Here is a 16,063-nt window from a genome sequence, read left to right as displayed (position 1 = left end):
CCGCACCCCACAACGAACCCGCACCCCACAACGATCCTCAACCCGCGGAGCGAACCCGCTTCCAGACACTGGGCGCCGCGCTGACCAGCACGGTCAGTGCGACCGCCGCCACCACACCCTCCCAAGGCTCCGGAAACAGCGAGCCCCCCAGAATCCCGATCACCTGATACGTCACGGCCCAGGCGACACACGCCGGCAGGTTCCCCCGGACGAACCGCCGCATGGGCCACTCCGCCAGCAGACAGGCCAGCATCACCGGAATCCGCCCGGCCGGCACCAGCCGGGAAAGCACCAGCACGGCGACCCCGTGCTCGGCCAGCTTCCCCTGCGCCTGCTCCAGCCGATCCTCCGGCGCCCGCGCCCGGATCGCCTTCAGCCACCGCGACCCGTTCTTCGACTTCATGCCGCGCCGGCCGAGCCAGTACAGCGCCGCGTCCCCGAAGAACGCGGCCAGCGACGCCGTGACGAAGACCAGCGCCATGGAGAACGGCGCCGTCTGATGGAAGGCGACCACGGCCGCCGAACTCACCAGCGCCCCCGTAGGGATGATCGGCACCAGCGCCCCGAACAGCACCAGCAGGAACAGCGACGGATAGCCGAGGGCCTGCTGGGTGGACTCCGGCGGCACGGTCGTCGGCACGGCGAGCCAGGTCACCGCGCGACCTCCGGCCGTATGCTCTCCCCGTGCCCGAGCCGGTGCACCGCGACGTCCGGGGCGTACTCGGCCGCCAGGCGCACGAACTCCTCGCCGGGGGAGTGGAATTCGTGCGGCCGTACGGCGTCCATCCCCACCGGCCAGTAGGTGCCGTAGTGCACCGGGACCGCGCTGCGCGGCGCAAGCAGGGCCAGCGCCCGGGCCGCCCGCCCCGCGTCCAGATGCCCCTCGCCGAGGAACGGGCCCCAGCCGCCCACCGGCAGCAGCGCGACGTCGACCGGGCCGACCTCCCGCGCCATCGTGTCGAAGAGCCCGGTGTCCCCGGCGAAGTAGGTGCGCGCCTCGCCCTCGACGACGTAGCCGAGCGCGGGGGAGCGGTGCGGCCCGAGCGGCAGCCGCCGTCCGTCGTGCCGTGCGGGGACGACCCGGACGACGACCTCACCGACCGTCACCCGGTCCCCGGGCGCCACTTCGCTCACCCTGAGGTGGGTGAGCCGGCGCAGTGCGGGGACCGCCCGTGGTGCGCCCCGGGGCACCAGCAGGCGCGTGCCTTCGGCGAGCCGCTCCAGAGACGGAACGTGCAGGTGGTCGGCGTGCAGATGCGAGACCAGGGCCACGTCGGCGCGCCAGGCGCCGGGTGGCGGCAGCGCCCCGCGCCGGCGCCGGAGGTGGGCGAGGCGGCGGGCGAACAGAGGGTCGGTGAGCAGCCGTACGTCCGAGTCGGTGACCGTGCAGGTCGCATGGCCCCACCAGGTGATCTCCACCGGCACCTCTTTGCCTCCTTCGCGCGACTCCCCCGAAGCCTACGGGCAGGAGTATGGTCGGCGCCGAAACCCAGAGGTGAGGGGGACGCCATGGGACCGGTGCGTGTCACGGCGATCGCGAGTCTGACGCCGCTCGAGGAACTGGACGCCGATCCCTTCCTGGTGGACTCCCGCAGCCAGCACGCGATGTGTGCGCGCTGGGCCGCCGAGCGGGGCTACATCGTCAGCAGGGAACTCCTCGTACGGGGACTGCGGGCGGACCACTGCGTCCTGTGGGACGGCGTCCGGCCCGGGGCCGATCTGTTCGTGGCGCCCAGCCGCCGGGTGCTGGAGAGCGCGCTGTCGTCCGTCGAGGAGTTCACCGCGGAGTGCGCCCGGCGCGGGGTGCGGGTGGAGACCGTGGGCTCCGCCGAGCCCTGCTACGACGCACAGATGAAGGCGCGGGTGCACCGGCGCCTGTCGATGCCGACCGCCGGGTACGACGGGCGCTGAGCCGGCCGCCCCCGCGGCCGGAACAGGCTGCCCGGCCCGTATGACAGTCTGATTGCAGGCCCGCACCGACGACGGGTCAGGACGTGAGGTGGACTGGGCGTGCGTGGCGGGCGGTGGCGGCGTATCGCCAGTCAGATGGGGCGGAGCATCACGGTGTGGGCGGTCTCCACCCTCACCATGCTCGTGCTCGCCGGCATCCTGCCGGACTTCCGCCTCCAGTCCCCCGACGGCGAGAGCGCCACCCATATCGCCGTCACCGCCGCGTTCGGCGCCGGGGCCTTCGGTGTGCTGTCGGCCCTGGTCTGGCCGCTGCTGGTACGGCTGCTGCTGCTCGTGCCCGCGCTCGTGCTGGGACTGCTCGTCTTCGTCCTGAACGGTTCGCTGCTCCTGGTCGCCCTGCGGCTCAACCCCGCCAGCAGCGCGGAAGCGGCCCCCGAGACGGCCGTGGTGGTGGCAGCCGTCATGTCCGCCGTCGCCTCCGCGACCGGCGCCGCCCTCACGGTGCGCGACGACGACGCCTACCGGCGCCGTCTCTACCGCCTCTCCGACCGCCGCCGCAGACACGGGCCCCCGGGCCCGTCCACCCCGGGCACGGTCTTCCTGCAACTCGACGGCGTCGGCCACGACGTGCTCGTGGCGGCGGCCGGGAAGGGCGTGATGCCCACGGTGGCCCGGTGGCTGGAGGGCACCCACCGGCTCACCCCCTGGCGCACCGACTGGTCCAGCCAGACCGGCGCCAGCCAGCTGGGCATCCTGCACGGCAGCAACCACGACATCCCCGCCTTCCGCTGGTACGAGAAGGACACCGGCGAGGTGATGGTCTGCAACCGGCCGACCAGCGCCGCCGAGCTCCAGCGCCGTGCCGTCGAGCGCACCGGCGACGGCGGCCTGCTCGGCGCGGACGGCGCGAGCCGCGGCAACCTCTTCAGCGGCGGCGCCGACGAGCAGGCCCTCGTGCTGTCCATCGCCACCCGCCGCCGCGGCCGGGAGAACCGCTCCCGGGCGGGCTACTTCGCGTACTTCTGCGACCCGGCCAACGCGGTGCGCACCGCGATGTCCTTCGTCGCCGAAGTCGGGCGCGAGATCGGCCAGTCCATCCGTGCCGTCGTCCGCAAGCAGCGCCCGCGCGTCGGCCGCGGCGGCCTCTACCCCCTCGTCCGCGCCTTCGCGACCGTCGTCGAACGGGACGTCGTCGTCGCCGCGGTGATGGGCGACATGCTCGCCGGCCGCACCGCCGTCTACGCCGACCTGGTGGCCTACGACGAGGTGGCGCACCACTCCGGGCCGATGAGCCGCGACGCCGAGAAGGTCCTCGAACGCCTGGACCGCGCGCTGGCGCTGATCGCGCACGTCGCCGAGCACGCCCCGCGGCCGTACCGGATCGTCGTCCTGTCCGACCACGGGCAGAGCCCCGGCGAGACCTTCCGCGCCCGCTACGGCCTCGGCCTCGGCGACCTGGTGCGGGCCGGCTGCGGGCTGCCCGTGCCGCGGCGGGCGCGGCGCACCCACAGCGGGACCGAGGCCCGCGCCGCCGTGCGGGCCGCGCTGCGCCGCCCCGTCGAGGCGGGCGGCGACCAGCAGCACCCGGTCCACCACCGCTCGGAGCCGCTGGTGCTGGCCTCCGGCAACCTCGGCCTGGTCTCGTTCCCGGACGTGCCGCACCGGATGAGCAAGGAGGAGATCGACGCCCGCCACCCGGCGCTGCTGACGACGCTCGCCAACCACCCCGGCATCGGCTTCCTGCTGGTGCGCAGCGAGGAGCACGGCGGGGTCGTGCTGGGCGCGTACGGCGCGGAGATACCGCTCGGCATGCTCGACGACAAGCCGGGCCCGCTGGAGGTGTTCGGCCCCGGCGCCGCCGACGCCGTCCGGCGCACGCACTCCTTCCCGCACACCGCCGACATCATGGTCAACTCCTTCCACGACCCGGCCGACGGCGAGGTGCTCGCCTTCGAGGAGCAGATCGGCTCGCACGGCGGGCTCGGCGGCGCGCAGGCCCGGCCGTTCCTGCTCTCACCGCTCGCCTACTCCGAGCCGGCCGAGGACGGTCGCGAACTCATGGGCGCCGAGCAGATGCACCGCGTCCTGCGCCGCTGGCTGCGCGAGTCCAACGGCCCCCAGGTGCCGCTCGACACGGAGCCGCAGGAGCGGGCCGCGTGAAAATCGGCTGCGCCCGCTGATCCGTACGCACACACTGTCCGTATCGGACATCGCGCCCCTGTGCGCCCTTCTCGACCCCTTGGGAGCCGCTGCGTGCAGGCAGCCGTCACCGTCACGCCCGCCCGGATACCGGAGCTGCTGCTCGGTCTCGCGACCGTGCGGCCGGTCTTCATCTGGGGTGCCCCGGGCATCGGAAAGTCCTCCCTCGTACGGGACTTCGCCGAGTCGCTGGGGCTGGAGTGCGTGAGCCTGCTCGGTACCCAGCTCGCTCCCGAGGACCTGATCGGCGTCCCGCAGATCCGCGAGGGCCGGTCCGTCTTCTGCCCGCCCGAGGCCATCGCCCGCGACGAGCCGTACTGCCTGTTCCTGGACGAGCTGAACGCGGCCACCCCGGACGTGCAGAAGGCGTTCTACTCGCTGATCCTGGACCGCCGTATCGGCAACTACGAGCTGCCGAAGGGCTCGATCGTCATCGGCGCGGGCAACCGCTCCACGGACAACGCGCTCGCCCGCCCCATCGCCTCCGCCCTCGTCAACCGCCTCACCCACGTCCATCTGGAGGCGTCCGCGACGGACTGGCTGACCTGGGCCGGGAAGAACGGCATCCACCCGTGGATCGTGGACCACCTCACCGACCGGCCCGACCACCTGTGGTCCAAACCGCCGAAGACCGAGGAGCCCTTCTCCACGCCCCGCTCCTGGCACATGCTCTCCGACGCGCTGCACTCCTTCGGCCGCGACCTCGACGAGGAGACGCTGAAGATCCTCGCGCACGGCACGCTGACGCCGCGGCACGCCACCGCGTTCTGCGGCTACGTCAAGATCGTGCGCAGCCGGTTCGGCATCGAGGCGGTCATCAAGGGGGACGCCCGCTGGCCGAACCGGCTGGAGGACCGCGACCTGCTCTACTACCTCGCCGAGTCCTTCCGCGGGCGGCTGATCAAGGAGCTCCCGGTCAGCAAGGAGCACATGTCGGCGAACGGCCGGCAGACGGCGTACCGCGCCAAGTCGCTGCTGGTGCAGCTCGCCGAGATCTCCGTGGAGGTCGCGCAGACCGTCATCGCCTCCGACGCCGACGGCAACCCCGTGCTGCCCTCGTGGTTTCTCATCGAGGCCGCCCGGGACATGCCGCGGCTGGTGGAGGCGCGCCGATGAGCCGTACCCGCGGCAAGGGGCAGAAGAAGCGGGACCCCGCGGCCGAGGCGTTCGCCGGGGGACTGCGGCTGGTCAAGGCCAACCCGGCGCTCGCGGCAGTGGAGTTCGACGTCTGCCGGCAGGAGGAGTGCAGGGTCGCGCCCCGCGAGGGCCTCGTGGTCGTCGACTCCGACGCCGACCTGCACGTGCACCCGCACCGGCTCGCCGAGCCCGCCGCCTGGGCCTGGGCCCTCGCCCACGCGATCCTGCACCTCGGCTTCGGGCACGTCCCGGCGGCGAAGGGCGAGCGCACCCAGCCGGACCGCTTCGACCTCGCCGCCCGCTGCGTCGTCGTCGACCGCTTCCTGCTGACCTTCACCATCGGCACCATCCCCGAGGACCTGCCCGCCTCCTATCCCGACGGCGACGAGGAGCAACTCGCCGCGCGCTGGCGGCGGGACGGGCTCCCGGCCGCCTACGAGCACTGCGGCACCGCGGGTGCCGAGCCGGACCAGCTGCTGCTGCCGGCGCCCCACTGGATCGGCCGGCCCCCGGACCACCAGCTGGCGTTCGCCGCGGCGCTGACCCGGACGGTGTCGGCGGCGATGGACCTGGCGGGCGGCCGCCGTGACACCCTCGACGGGACGCTGGAGCCCCGGCGGCCCTGGCAGAAGGCGCTGAGCTGGTTCATCACCTCCTACCCGCTGCTCGGCGGCATCGCGGCGGGCATCACGCTGGTCGCCGACGCCGAACTCGCCCGCGCGCACGGCATCTCCGTCGCCGCCGTGAACCCGGAGGCGGGCGAGATCTACGTCAACCCGCTGCGCCGGTACGAGGACGAGGAGTGGCGGTTCATCCTCGCCCACGAGATGCTGCACGCCGCCCTGCGCCATGGCGACCGCTGCGGCACCCGCGACCCGTATCTGTTCAACGTCGCCTGCGACTACGTCATCAACGGCTGGCTGTGCGAGATGCAGATCGGCACGATGCCCGAAGGACTGCTGCACGACCCGGGGCTCGCGAGCCTGTCCGCCGAGGAGGTCTACGACCGCATCGCCGGCGACCTGCGCCGGATGCGCCGCCTGGCCACCCTGCGCGGCAAGGGCCTGGGCGACGTGCTCGGCGCCCCGCTCGGCAGCCCGCGCGACCCCGTCGACCTCGACGAGTTCTACCGCCGGGGCCTCGGCCAGGGCCTGGACCTGCACGAGCGGCAGGAACGCGGCTTCCTGCCCGGCGGCCTGGTGGAGGAGATCCGCGCGCTCAGCCATCCGCCGCTGCCCTGGGACGCTCAACTGGCGCGCTGGTTCGACGAGTTCGTACCCCGCCCGGAACCCGTACGCTCCTACGCCCGCCCCGCGCGCCGTCAGTCCTCCACGCCGGACATCCCGCGCGCGGGCCGCTGGTTCCCGCCCCAGGAGATCGCCCGCTGCACCTTCGGCGTGGTCCTGGACACCTCCGGCTCCATGGAGCGCACCCTGCTCGGCAAGGCGCTCGGCGCCATCGCCTCCTACGCCGAGGCCCGTGACGTACCGGCCGCCCGCGTCGTCTTCTGCGACGCGGGCCCGTACGACGCGGGCTATGTGCCGGTCGCCGAGATAGCCGGCCGGGTCCGGGTGCACGGCCGCGGCGGCACGGTCCTGCAGCCCGGCATCGACCTGCTGCACCGCGCGGACGACTTCCCGCCGGGCGCGCCGGTCCTGGTGATCACGGACGGCTGGTGCGACGTGCTGCGGGTACGGCGCGAGCACGCGTATCTGATCCCGCAGGGCGCCCGGCTGCCGTTCACCGCACGTGGGCCGGTCTTCCGGGTGCGCTGAGACGGATTGTGATCGGATGGTGCACAGGGACCCACTCCATGGGACCGCGTCGAAAGGAATCATCGTGGCTACCACGCGCACCGCACACACCGTGTGGGAAGGCAACCTGCTCGAGGGCAACGGTGTCGTCACCTTCGACTCCTCCGGCATCGGCCAGCAGCCGGTGACGTGGGCGTCGCGGGCGCAGGACGCGAACGGAAGGACCAGCCCCGAGGAGCTGATCGCCGCCGCCCACTCCAGCTGCTTCTCCATGGCGCTGTCGCACGCCCTCGCGGGCGCGGGCACCCCGCCCACCAAGCTGATCACCAACGCCGACGTCACGTTCCAGCCCGGCGAAGGCATCACCGGTATCCACCTCACGGTCGAGGGCACGGTGCCGGGTCTCGACAACGACGGCTTCGTCGCGGCGGCCGAGGACGCGAAGAAGAACTGCCCGGTCAGCCAGGCACTCACCGGAACGACCATCACCCTGTCGGCGAAGCTCGCCTGACCCCGCCCTTTTCGCGATGCCGCGTCCGGAAACGGGCGCGGCATTGACATTCCTGCACTCAAGTTTTGTGCTGGTGTGTGGTAAGTGCCCTGGCGGAAGGGGACGGACATGGCACGTGCGGTCGGGATCGATCTCGGGACCACCAACTCGGTGGTGGCCGTTCTGGAGGGCGGCGAGCCCACGGTCGTCGCCAACGCGGAGGGAGCCAGGACCACGCCGTCGGTCGTGGCCTTCGCCAAGAACGGCGAGGTGCTGGTCGGCGAGGTCGCCAAGCGGCAGGCCGTGACGAACGTGGAGCGGACCGCTCGCTCGGTGAAGCGGTACATGGGTGACGCGCACTGGCGCTTCCCCGAGCAGGGGTCCGTGGACGGCACGCGCTACCGGGCGCAGGAGCTGTCCGCGCGGGTGCTGCAGAAGCTCAAGCGGGACGCCGAGTCCTATCTCGGCGAGGACGTCACGGACGCGGTGATCACCGTACCGGCGTACTTCGACGACTCGCAGCGGCAGGCGACCAAGGAGGCCGGCGAGATCGCGGGCCTGAAGGTCCTGCGGATCATCAACGAGCCGACGGCCGCCGCGCTCGCCTACGGCCTGGACCGGGGCGAGGAGCAGACCGTGCTCGTCTTCGACCTCGGCGGCGGCACCTTCGACGTGTCGCTGCTGGAGATCGGCGACGGCGTCATCGAGGTCAAGGCCACCAACGGCGACACCCGGCTCGGCGGCGACGACTGGGACCAGCGGATCGTCGAGCACCTGGTGAAGAAGTTCCAGGGGCAGTACGGCATCGACCTCGGCAAGGACAAGATGGCCCTCCAGCGGCTGCGGGAGGGTGCCGAGAAGGCCAAGATCGAGCTCTCCAGCTCCTCCGAGACGACGATCAACCTGCCCTACATCACCGCCTCCGCCGAGGGGCCGCTGCACCTCGACGAGAAGATGACCCGCGCCCAGTTCCAGGAGCTCACGGCCGATCTCCTCGACCGCTGCAAGACCCCCTTCCACCAGGCGGTCAAGGACGCCGGCATCAAACTGTCCGTGGTCGACCACGTCATCCTCGTCGGCGGCTCCACCCGGATGCCGGCGGTGACCGACCTGGTCAAGGAGCTCACCGGCAAGGACCCGCACAAGGGCGTCAACCCCGACGAGGTCGTGGCCGTCGGCGCGGCGCTCCAGGCCGGTGTGATTCGCGGCGACGTCAAGGACGTCCTGCTGCTCGACGTCACGCCGCTGTCCCTGGGCATCGAGACCAAGGGCGGCATCATGACGAAGCTGATCGAGCGCAACACGACCATTCCGACCCGGCGTTCGGAGATCTTCACCACCGCCGCGGACAACCAGCCCTCGGTGGGCATCCAGGTCTACCAGGGTGAGCGGGAGATCGCCGCGTACAACAAGAAGCTGGGCGTCTTCGACCTGACGGGGCTGCCGCCCGCGCCGCGCGGGGTGCCGCAGATCGAGGTGGCCTTCGACATCGACGCGAACGGCATCATGCATGTCTCGGCGAAGGACCTGGCGACCGGCCGCGAGCAGAAGATGACGGTGACCGGTGGCTCGGCCCTGCCCAAGGACGCCATCGACCGCATGATGCGGGAGGCGGAGCAGTACGCGGAGGAGGACCGGGGGCGCCGCGAGGCCGCCGAGACCCGGAACCAGGCGGAGCAACTCGTCTACCAGACCGAGAAGTTCATGCGGGACAACGAGGAGCGGATCCCGGCCGAGACGAGGTCGGAGGTCGAGGCCGCGGCGACCGAGCTGAAAGGTCTGCTGGAGCGGAACGCGGAGACGAACGAACTCCGCACGGGCGTCGAGAAACTCGCCTCGGTCAGCCAGAAGATGGGGCAGGCGATGTACGCCCAGGCCGAACAGCCCCAGCCGGACGGCGGCGCCGGCACCGGCACAGACGCCGGCGCCGGCACCGAACAGCACACCTCACCGCAGGACGAGGAGGGCGTGGTCGACGCGGAGATCGTCGACGAGGAACGGGACGAGAAGGGCGGCGCCGCCTAGAGCCGCGTCTTCTCCCAGCCCCGCCGCTCCGGCCGCGGCCCCAGCTGCCTGGGGTCGCGGCTGCGGTAGACCACGTACGGGCGGAACAGGTACTGCAGCGGCGCGCTGAACATGTGGACCAGGCGGGTGTAGGGCACCAGGGCGATCAGGATCATGCCGATCACGGCGTGGACCCGGTACAGCACCGGCACGCCCGCCATGCGGTCCGTGTCGGGCTGGAGGGTGAACAGGCTGCGGGCCCAAGGGGCGATGGTCTCGCGGTAGTTGTAGCCGTTGCCGGAGGCGTGGGTGAGCTTGGCGACCATGCCGAGGACGATCGCGGCCAGCAGCACCAGGTACATGACCTTGTCGTTCGCCGTGGTCGCCCGGAACACCGGGGCGTTGGTCCGCCTGCGGTACACCAGCAGCAGGATGCCGGCGACCGCCAGCGTGCCGGCCGCCGTTCCGCCGTACAGCGAGAACAGGTGGTAGGTGTGCTCGCTGACGCCGATGGAGCCGGTCCAGGACAGCGGGACGAACAGGCCGATGAGGTGGCCCGCCAGCACGAAGAGGATGCCGTAGTGGAAGGCCGGTGAGGCGATGTTGAGCAGCTTCGACTCGTAGACCTGGGACGAGCGGGTCGTCCAGCCGTACTTGTCGTAGCGGTGGCGCCAGATCAGACCCGCGATCAGCAACGCGAAGGCGACGTACGGCAGTACGCCCCACAGCAGTGTCGTCATGAGCGCACTCCGGTGCGAGCGGTCGGCAGCGCGGCGCACACGGCGTCCAGGACGGACGCGTACGGCGTGCCGAAGTCGGTGAGCCGGGAACGGAGTTGTTCCAGGGCGGCGCGGTACTCCGTGAGGAGGTCGGTGTCGCCGGTGCGGGCCGTGTACTCCAGGACCGCGGGCAGGAAGTCCGGCAGCTCCTCGCCGGTGAACTCCAGCCCGGCGGCCCGGTAGACCTCCTTGAAGCGCACCAGCGACATGCCGCGCCGCCGGGTGTCGCCGTCCCGCCACCAGCTCAGATAGAGGCTGTGCCGGTTCTTGAGGTCGAAGACCCGCACATAGTGCTCGGCCAGTTCCCGGGCCGGTGTCACGGCCGCGTGGTCGACGAACTCCCGTAGCTGCGGGGCGGCTTCGCGCAGCAGCGGCAACCGGGCGCGGAAGTCCTCGTCCGGGTAGGTGAGACAGAGCGCGGCGGCCTGGTACAGCACGGCGTCCGAGGGCATCAGGACTCCTTCGCGTCGGCCGGGCCGACCGGGTCGTCGGCGGCCGCGGCCGTCTCGTCGGCCGTCTGGCGTCTGCGCAGCAGGTGGAAGTTCTCCACCGACACCAGCGGCAGCTGCCTGCGTCCCGAGTCCTGTCCGAAGGGGCCGTCGCCGCCCATGCCGGGTCCGCCCTCGTAGTCGAGGCTGCAGCCCTCGGGGAGCGCGGACTCCTCAAGACGCTGCGCGTCGCCGACCGCGGCCGTCGGGATCACGTACCGGTCCTCGTACTTGGCGATCGCCAGCAGCCGGTACATCGCCTCGATGTCGGCCGGCTCCATGCCGACCGCCGCGGCGGCCGAACCGTCGGGCTCCTCACCGAGGTTGACTGCCCGCATGTGGGAGCGCATCGCGGCGAGCTTCTCCAGCGACGCCCGAACCGGCCCCACGTCGCCCGCGGTGAACATCTCCGCCAGGTACTCCAGCGGAATGCGCAGCGTGTCGATCGCGCCGAACAGGTTCTGCGCGTCCTCCCCGTCGTGCCCGGTCTCCGTCAGCGCGTCGACCACCGGCGACAGCGGCGGGATGTACCAGACCATCGGCATGGTGCGGTACTCCGGGTGCAGGGGAAGCGCCACCCGGTACCTGCTGATCAGCGCGTGCACGGGGGAGCGGCGGGCTGCCTCCATCCAGTCGTACGGGATCCCGGCCTCGTCCGCCGCCCGCCGCACCGAAGGATCGTCCGGGTCGAGGAAGACGTCCAACTGGGCCTCGTACAGCTTCTTCTCGTCCTGCACGGAGGCCGCCGCCGTCACCTTGTCGGCGTCGTAGAGGATCACTCCGAGGTAGCGCAGCCGGCCGACGCAGGTCTCCGAGCAGACCGTCGGCAGTCCCACCTCGACGCGCGGGTAGCACATCGTGCACTTCTCGGCCTTGCCGGTGCGGTGGTTGAAGTACACCTTCTTGTACGGGCATCCGGTCACGCACATACGCCAGCCGCGGCAGTGGTCCTGGTCGACGAGGACGATGCCGTCCTCCGAGCGCTTGTACATCGCGCCGGACGGACAGGAGGCCACGCAGCTGGGGTTGAGGCAGTGCTCGCAGATGCGCGGCAGATAGAACATGAAGGTCTGCTCGTACTCGAACCGCACCTTGTCGGCGGCCTGTTGACGGGTGCGCTCGACCATCGGGTCGAGGTCGCCGTAGGCGGGGGCACCGCCGAGGTTGTCGTCCCAGTTCGATGACCACTCGATCTTCATCGGCTTGCCGTCGAGCTGGGAGACCGGCCGGGCCACCGGGTAGTCGTCGCCGAGCGGGGCGTCGGTGAGGTTCCGGTACTCGTAGCTCCAGGGCTCGTAGTAGTCCTTGATCTCCGGCAGCTTGGGGTTGGAGAAGATCCCGACGAGCTTCTGGAGGCGGCCGCCCGCCTTGAGCTTCAGTGCGCCGCGGCGGTTGAGCTCCCAGCCGCCGCGCCACTTCTCCTGGTCCTCGTAGCGGCGGGGGTAGCCCTGTCCGGGACGGGTCTCGACGTTGTTGAACCAGACGTACTCCATGCCCTGCCGGTTGGTCCACGCCTGCTTGCAGGTGACCGAGCAGGTGTGACAGCCGATGCACTTGTCGAGGTTCATGACCATGGCGATCTGGGCCATCGGACGCATCAGTACTCGACCTCCTGGCCGCGGCGGCGGATCACCGTCACCTCGTCGCGCTGGTTGCCCGTCGGGCCCAGGTAGTTGAACGCCCAGGACAACTGGGCGTAGCCGCCGACGAGATGGGACGGTTTGAGGATCAGGCGGGTGAGCGAGTTGTGGATGCCGCCCCGCCTGCCGGTGGTCTCCGTCTTCGGGACGTTCACGGTGCGCTCCTGCGCGTGGTGCATGTAGACGGTGCCGGGCGGCATCCGGTGCGAGACGATCGCCCGGGCGACGACCACGCCGTTGCGGTTGACCGCCTCGATCCAGTCGTCGTCCCCGACACCGATGGCCTCCGCGTCCTGCGGGGACATCCAGATGCTCTGGCCGCCGCGGGAGAGGGCCAGCATGAAGAGGTTGTCCTGGTACTCGGAGTGGATGGACCACTTGTTGTGCGGGGTGAGGTAACGGACCGTCACCTCCCGCTGCCCGTCCGGGCCGAGCTGCGGTTCGCCGAACAGCTTGTTCATGTCGAGCGGCGGCCGGTAGACGGGGAGCGCCTCGCCCAGCTCGTGCATCCAGTCGTGGTCGAGGAAGAAGTGCTGGCGCCCGGTGAGGGTGTGCCAGGGCTTGAGATGCTCGGTGTTGAGCGTGAACGCGGTGTACCGGCGGCCGCCGGATTCGCTGCCCGACCACTCCGGCGAGGTGATCACCGGCACCGGCGCGGCCTGGGTGTCGGCGTAGGTGACGCGCCTGCCCTCGTGCTCGGCCGCCAGGTGCGCCATCTCCTGCCCGGTGCGCGCCTCAAGAGTGCGGAAGCCCTGGGTGGCGAGGCGGCCGTTGGTGGTGCCGGACAGGGCGAGGATCGTGTTCGCGGCCTTCACCGCCGTGTCGAGGGCGGGTCGGCCCTGGTACCCGGTGCCGTTCAGCTCCCGCAGATGCTCCACCTCCTCGTCCGGCTCGAGGACGATTCCCTTCGCGGGCAGCCCCAGTTGCTCCACCAGCGGGCCGAGAGCCTTGAACTTCGCGCCGATCGCGGTGTAGTCACGCTCCACGACGGTCAGGTTCGGCAGCGTCCTGCCGGGCACGGGATCGCAGTCCCCGCGCCTCCAGTCCAGGACCACCCCGCCGGGCTGGGCGATCTCGCCCGGGGTGTCGTGCTGGAGCGCGGCCGCGACCAGGTCCTTGCGCACCCCGAGATGACCTTCGGCCAGCTCGCTGAGCCGTTCCGCGAGCACCTTGAAGGTGTCGAAGTCGGTGCGCGCCTGCCACGGCGGGTTCACCGCAGGGGTGAAGGAGTGCACGTAGGGGTGCATGTCGGTGGAGGACAGGTCGTGCTTCTCGTACCAGGTGGCGGCGGGCAGGACGACGTCCGAGAGGAGCGTGGAGGACGTCTGCCGGAAGTCCAGGGAGAGCAGCAGGTCGAGCTTGCCCTCGGGTGCCTCGTCGTGCCAGGTCACGTCCCGCGGCCGCTCGTCCGGTGCGGCCTCCTCGGCGTTCAGCGAGGAGTGCGTGCCCAGCAGATGTCTGGTGAAGTACTCGGCGCCCTTCGCCGAGGAGCCGAGCAGATTGGCGCGCCACAGCGTCAGGACGCGCGGCCAGTTCTCCGGGGCGTCCGGGTCCTCGCAGGCGAACTTCAGTGTCCCGGCGCGGAGTTCGGCCACCGCCTTGGCCACCGGGTCCCCGAACGCCTCGCCGAGCTCCAGCGGGTTGCGGTCGAAGGTCGGATACGACGGCATCCAGCCCGTACGCGCCGACAGCGCGAGGCAGTCCGCGCCCGTCATCCCCTCGAAGCGACCCTCGCCCAGGGGCGACGCCAGCACCTCGGCCGTGAAGCGGTCGTAGCGCCACTGGTCGGTGTTGAGGAACCAGTAGGCGGTGCCGATCATCTGTCGCGGCGGCCGCGACCAGTCGGAGCCGGCGGCCAGCGTCGCCCAGCCGGTGACCGGGCGGCACTTCTCCTGGCCCACGTAGTGCGCCCAGCCGCCGCCGTTGCGGCCCTGGCAGCCGGTGAGCTGGAGCAGCGCGAGGAAGGCGCGGTAGATCGTCTCGGAGTGGAACCAGTGGTTGGTGCCGGCGCCCATGAGGATCATGCAGCGGCCCTTGGACCGCTCGGCGGTCCGCGCGAACTCCCTGGCGATCTTCACGCACTTGGCCGCCGGGACGGAGGTGTGCACCTCCTGCCATGCGGGCGTGCCGGGTGCCCCGGCGTCCTCGTAGGAGGCGGGCCAGCTGCCCGGCAGGCCGGGGCGGCCCACGCCGTACTGGGCGAGCAGCAGGTCGAAGACCGTGGTCACCAGCGGCCCGTCCGGCCCGCCCAGCCGGGTCGCGGGCACCCCGCGCCGTACGACGTCCCCGCGTCCCTGCCCGTGGGTGCCGCCCTCGGTGTCGAAGCGGGGGAGCAGCACCTCGACGTTGCCGGAGGCGGCATGCCCGTGCAGGGTCAACAGCGGTTCGATCGCCCCGAGTTCGAGGTTCCAGCGGCCCTTGCCGGAGTCGGTCCAGCGAAAGCCCAGGGAGCCGTTGGGGACGACGGCGCGGCCGCTCGCCCCGTCCAGGACGACCGTCTTCCAGTCGGCGCCCTCGCCGTCGTGCCCCAGGTCGGTGGCGCGCAGGAACTTCGACGGGACGTACCCGCCTTCCTTCTCGGTGAGCGTGACCAGGAAGGGCAGGTCGGTGAACTTCCGTACGTAGTCAGCGAAGAACGGCGTCTCGCGGTCGACGAAGAACTCCTTGAGGACGACGTGCCCCATCGCGAGCGCCAGCGCGCCGTCGGTGCCGGGGTGCGGGTGCAGCCACTCGTCGGCGAACTTGGCGTTGTCCGCGTAGTCGGGCGCGACCACGACCACCTTCTGGCCGCGGTAGCGGGCCTCCGCCATCCAGTGCGCGTCCGGGGTGCGGGTGACGGGGACGTTCGAGCCCCACATCATCAGATACGCGGCGTCCCACCAGTCGCCCGACTCCGGTACGTCGGTCTGGTCGCCGAAGACCTGCGGCGAGGCCACGGGCAGGTCCGCGTACCAGTCGTAGAAGGACAGCATCGGGGCGCCGATGAGGGAGTGGAAGCGGGCGCCCGCCGCGTGCGACACCATCGACATCGCGGGGATGGGGGAGAAGCCGGCGATGCGGTCGGGGCCGTGGGTCTTGATGGTGTGGACGTGCGCGGCGGCGACGATCTCGACCGCCTCGTCCCAAGTGGCCCGCACCAGGCCGCCCTTGCCGCGCGCCCGCTGGTAACGGCGGCGGCGCTCGGGGTCGTTCTGGATGTCCGCCCACGCCAGCACCGGGTCGCCGAGCCGGGCGAGGGCCTCGCGGTACAGCTCCAGCAGCACGCCGCGGACGTACGGGTAGCGCACGCGGGTCGGCGAGTAGGTGTACCAGGAGAAGGCGGCGCCGCGCGGGCAGCCCCGGGGCTCGTACTCGGGGCGGTCGGGGCCCACCGAGGGATAGTCCGTCTGCTGGGTCTCCCAGGTGATGATGCCGTCCTTGACGTACACCTTCCAGCGGCAGGAGCCGGTGCAGTTCACGCCGTGGGTGGAGTTCACGACCTTGTCGTGGCTCCAGCGGTCCCGGTAGAAGGCGTCGGCCTCGCGGCCGCCGACGAGCCCGATGCCGTGCAGGTCGGGGGCGGCCGTGCCGGGACGGAAGAACCGCCCGGCGCGCAGCAGCGCCGCTCCCGGCTCGGTGGGCGGTGTCCGCGTGTCGGTCACGTGCGCTCCCTTGCTCGCCC

General features: G+C 71.5%; 12 protein-coding genes. 6 read left to right on the top strand and 6 right to left on the bottom strand.

Features of this window, described 5'->3' with window-relative positions; genetic code table 11:
* Positions 1-37: 37 nt before the first annotated feature.
* Together ACGFYN_RS01040 and ACGFYN_RS01035 are read right to left on the bottom strand one after the other, a co-directional pair.
* Positions 38-655, bottom strand: a complete 618-nt coding sequence (locus tag ACGFYN_RS01040) for a DedA family protein (RefSeq protein WP_393863583.1) — start codon at positions 653-655, stop codon at positions 38-40.
* On the bottom strand, positions 652-1,425 hold the full coding sequence (locus ACGFYN_RS01035; RefSeq protein WP_393863582.1) for an MBL fold metallo-hydrolase: 774 nt from the start codon (positions 1,423-1,425) through the stop codon (positions 652-654). The genes ACGFYN_RS01040 and ACGFYN_RS01035 overlap by 4 nt, the downstream gene beginning before the upstream one ends.
* Positions 1,426-1,509: 84 nt before the next feature.
* On the opposite strand from ACGFYN_RS01035, the gene ACGFYN_RS01030 reads away from it, so the two are divergent.
* The 6 genes from ACGFYN_RS01030 to dnaK all read left to right on the top strand — a co-directional run bounded on the left by ACGFYN_RS01030 (position 1,510) and on the right by dnaK (position 9,516).
* A complete protein-coding gene (locus ACGFYN_RS01030) occupies positions 1,510-1,911 on the top strand; it encodes a hypothetical protein (RefSeq protein ID WP_393863581.1) in 402 nt (133 codons plus the stop codon).
* A 135-nt stretch (positions 1,912-2,046) separates the two neighbouring features.
* Positions 2,047-4,071 carry a phage holin family protein gene (locus ACGFYN_RS01025; protein ID WP_393863580.1) on the top strand — a complete coding sequence of 675 codons (2,025 nt, stop codon included), beginning with the start codon at positions 2,047-2,049 and terminating at the stop codon, positions 4,069-4,071.
* Between the two features lie 93 nt (positions 4,072-4,164).
* Positions 4,165-5,226 (top strand): ATP-binding protein, encoded by a 1,062-nt coding sequence (locus ACGFYN_RS01020; RefSeq protein WP_393863579.1) that lies wholly within the window; start codon positions 4,165-4,167, stop codon positions 5,224-5,226.
* Positions 5,223-7,022, top strand: a complete 1,800-nt coding sequence (locus tag ACGFYN_RS01015) for a hypothetical protein (protein ID WP_393863578.1) — start codon at positions 5,223-5,225, stop codon at positions 7,020-7,022. The genes ACGFYN_RS01020 and ACGFYN_RS01015 overlap by 4 nt, the downstream gene beginning before the upstream one ends.
* Before the next feature lie 64 nt (positions 7,023-7,086).
* Positions 7,087-7,512: an OsmC family protein gene (locus tag ACGFYN_RS01010; RefSeq protein ID WP_393863577.1), complete on the top strand. Its 426-nt coding sequence runs from the start codon at positions 7,087-7,089 to the stop codon at positions 7,510-7,512.
* Positions 7,513-7,620: 108 nt separating this feature from the next.
* Positions 7,621-9,516, top strand: a complete 1,896-nt coding sequence (gene dnaK, locus ACGFYN_RS01005; RefSeq protein ID WP_393863576.1) for a molecular chaperone DnaK — start codon at positions 7,621-7,623, stop codon at positions 9,514-9,516.
* Here dnaK and narI read toward each other — a convergent pair.
* Genes narI through ACGFYN_RS00985 form a run of 4 tightly spaced genes read right to left on the bottom strand, consistent with a single transcriptional unit; the run spans position 9,513 to position 16,043 of the window.
* Positions 9,513-10,235, bottom strand: a complete 723-nt coding sequence (gene narI / locus ACGFYN_RS01000; protein ID WP_393863575.1) for a respiratory nitrate reductase subunit gamma — start codon at positions 10,233-10,235, stop codon at positions 9,513-9,515. The two genes, dnaK and narI, sit on opposite strands and share 4 nt — an antisense overlap.
* Positions 10,232-10,726 carry a nitrate reductase molybdenum cofactor assembly chaperone gene (gene narJ / locus ACGFYN_RS00995; protein ID WP_393863574.1) on the bottom strand — a complete coding sequence of 165 codons (495 nt, stop codon included), beginning with the start codon at positions 10,724-10,726 and terminating at the stop codon, positions 10,232-10,234. The genes narI and narJ overlap by 4 nt, the downstream gene beginning before the upstream one ends.
* Positions 10,726-12,360: a nitrate reductase subunit beta gene (narH, locus tag ACGFYN_RS00990; protein ID WP_393863573.1), complete on the bottom strand. Its 1,635-nt coding sequence runs from the start codon at positions 12,358-12,360 to the stop codon at positions 10,726-10,728. Before narH ends, narJ begins: the two co-directional genes overlap by 1 nt.
* Complete coding sequence (locus ACGFYN_RS00985; RefSeq protein WP_393863572.1) at positions 12,360-16,043, bottom strand: nitrate reductase subunit alpha; 3,684 nt, start codon at positions 16,041-16,043, stop codon at positions 12,360-12,362. The genes narH and ACGFYN_RS00985 overlap by 1 nt, the downstream gene beginning before the upstream one ends.
* Between the last annotated feature and the right edge of the window lie 20 nt (positions 16,044-16,063).

The organism is Streptomyces sp. NPDC048419, assembly GCF_043200415.1.
Classification (GTDB): Bacteria; Actinomycetota; Actinomycetes; order Streptomycetales; family Streptomycetaceae; genus Streptomyces.
This window is presented reverse-complemented; position numbering and strand designations above follow the sequence as displayed.